We start from the raw sequence: 2,499 nt of genomic DNA, 5'->3' as shown, positions 1-2,499 counted from the left end.
GTGTAGTAACATAACAGGTCGTTGCCATTATCATTGTTTTCTGCAGCTACAATTTCCACCTGCTGTACACCGCTTACTTCCAGCACCCCTTGTTTCACCTCTCCCAGCGTTACACGGATGCCGTTCACTTTTACCTGGTCGTCTGTACGGCCCAGTACTTCAATGTTGCCGTCAGCATTGAACCGGCCCATATCGCCGGTTTGGTGCAGGATGTCTTTAAAATCCACCAAAGGGTTTTGTATAAACACTTCCCGGTTCAGGGCTTCATTGCGGTAATAACCTTTTGTCATGAAAGGGGTGCGGATATAGATATTCCCCACTTCGTTCACCGCGCAGGGAATACCATCGTTCATGATCAGCACAGCGGCATTATCAATAGGCTTACCGGCATGAATGGCCAGCTGTGGGTTATCGGGCAATTCACCAATGCGGTAAAAGGTTTTGGCCAGCGTGGTTTCAGAAGTACCATACAGGTTCACGATCTCCACATGTGTACCTACTGCGCTGCGCCAGTTCTGAATATCCTTTACATACAGCGCTTCACCGGCCATAAGTATGTATTTCAGCTGCGGGAACATTCCGGGTTGCGGATTTTGCAGCAGCTCCCTGGTAATAAGGCGGAACAATGCCGGCACACAATGCACCAGCGTAACACCGCTGTTATTGATCCAGTCTATCAGCTGCAGCACATTGGATTTAATCCCCGGCTCCGGCATACATAAGGTAGCGCCGCAGCTCAGGGGCAGGAAAATATCGCGCAGGGAAGCATCAAAGGTAAACTGCGACAGCTGGCTGATCTTATCTTCAGCAGTGATCCCAAACTCCTTCAGCTCCCAGTGTATAAAGTGGCTCAGGCTCTGGTGGCAGCCCAGGAAAGCCTTGGCATCGCCGGTTGAGCCGGAGGTATAAAAAAGATAGTTGCCATCTTCCGGTTCATTGATCAGCTCAGGGTTAGCAGCTGCAAAACTTTCTGCGCCTTCAAACAACAGCATTTCATCCAGCACCACTAATTGCGGCACCGGGATCTGTAAGCCGCTCAGCAATTCCAGGATGGCTGCTTTTTGCGCAGCAGGAAGGATCAATACTTCCGGTGTGCTGAGTGTGAACATTTGTTTTAAACGCTTACCGGAAAAAGCGGTATCTATAGGAAGGTATACGCCGCCTGCCTTAAAGGCTGCCAATAAAGCGGCTACCAGCGCGCCGCCGCCGGGGATCATCACTCCCACCATGCTTTCGCGGCCAATACCCAGGCTGCGTAAATAATGGGCCAGGCGGTTGGCGGCTGTATTCAGCGTACCATAGGTAAGGCTGCGCTGTACTTCCCGGATGGCTATACGTTCCGGCGCTTGTGCGGCCTGGTTCTCAAATAGCGTATGAAGAATTTTCTTATTCATATTTATCTTTTGAAGGCGGTTTAAAAATCTGCGCTGATGGCGGTGGTGGCAAACTGCCATTGCTCCTGCTGTGTGCCGGACAGCTGCTGTTTCAGTGCTACAGGCGTTAGCTGCATGTTTTGCTGTACGGCATCCAGCAGCTTCACCAGCTCATCTTTCATAGCTGCAATGGTGGCGGGTAAGAACAGGTCTGTACTGTAATTGATAGACAGCTGCAAACCATTTTCCACGGGTTTAAAAGCAAACGTGAGGTCAAACTTGCTGGCGCCATCATCTATATCCAGCGTTCTTAAGGTTATGCCGGCATAACGCTCTTCTGTGCTGTGTATAGATGTAAAGCTTTCATACTGCAGCATTACATCAAACAAATGAGAGCGGCCCGGATCACGCTGCAGGTGCAGATCTTCCACTACCTGGTTAAAAGGATATACGCCATGCTCATAAGCTTCTATAAAACATTTTTCCGTAGCGGTTAATACTTCTTTGAAAGATTGTTGCACAGGCAGCTGGTTGCGTACTGCTATCATGTTGGTATAAAAACCGATCTGGTTTTCCAGCTCCGGGTGGTCGCGGCCGCCAATAGGCACTCCTACTACCAGGTCTTTTTGCCCGGTGTAACGGTATAACAGCAGGTTCACGGCTGCCAGCAATACGGAGAAAGGCGTCACCTGCGTTTCAGCGGCCATGCGTTCAATAGCCTTGCTCAGGGCCGCATCCAGCATAAACCAGGCAGTGCTGCCGCGATGCGTTTTCACGGCCGGCCGGGCTTTGTCGGCAGGCAGGTGCAGCACCGGCACTTCCCCTTCAAACTGTTTCAGCCAGTAACGGCGCTGCGCTTCCATTGCGCCCTGCTGCATTTGCTGGTTACGCCAGTGTGCATAATCTTTATACTGCAGGCGCAGGGGCGCCAAAGGTTCAGGCTTTTGCTGTACAAGCGCCCCATATAGCTGCCATACTTCATTGATCAGTATTTCCAGCGACCAACCATCGGAAATAATATGGTGCATGGTAAAGCTGATGCGGTACACCTCATCCTGCAGCTGTATCAGCAGCACCTGCATCAGCGGGCCCTGTTCCAGGTTAAAAGAGCAGCGGGTTGCATCTT

2 protein-coding genes are annotated in these 2,499 nt (G+C 51.0%); both read right to left on the bottom strand.

Annotated features, from left to right (window positions below):
- The coding region (locus tag VIM87_RS07600) for an AMP-binding protein (RefSeq protein ID WP_331996401.1) at positions 1-1,394 on the bottom strand (1,394 nt) is incomplete at its 3' end.
- 20 nt (positions 1,395-1,414) lie between these two features.
- A partial coding sequence (locus VIM87_RS07595; RefSeq protein ID WP_331996400.1) for a condensation domain-containing protein occupies positions 1,415-2,499 on the bottom strand: 1,085 nt, incomplete at its 5' end.

This window comes from Chitinophaga sp., from assembly GCF_036569125.1.
In the GTDB taxonomy this organism is placed as follows: Bacteria; Bacteroidota; Bacteroidia; order Chitinophagales; family Chitinophagaceae; genus Chitinophaga.
This window is presented reverse-complemented; position numbering and strand designations above follow the sequence as displayed.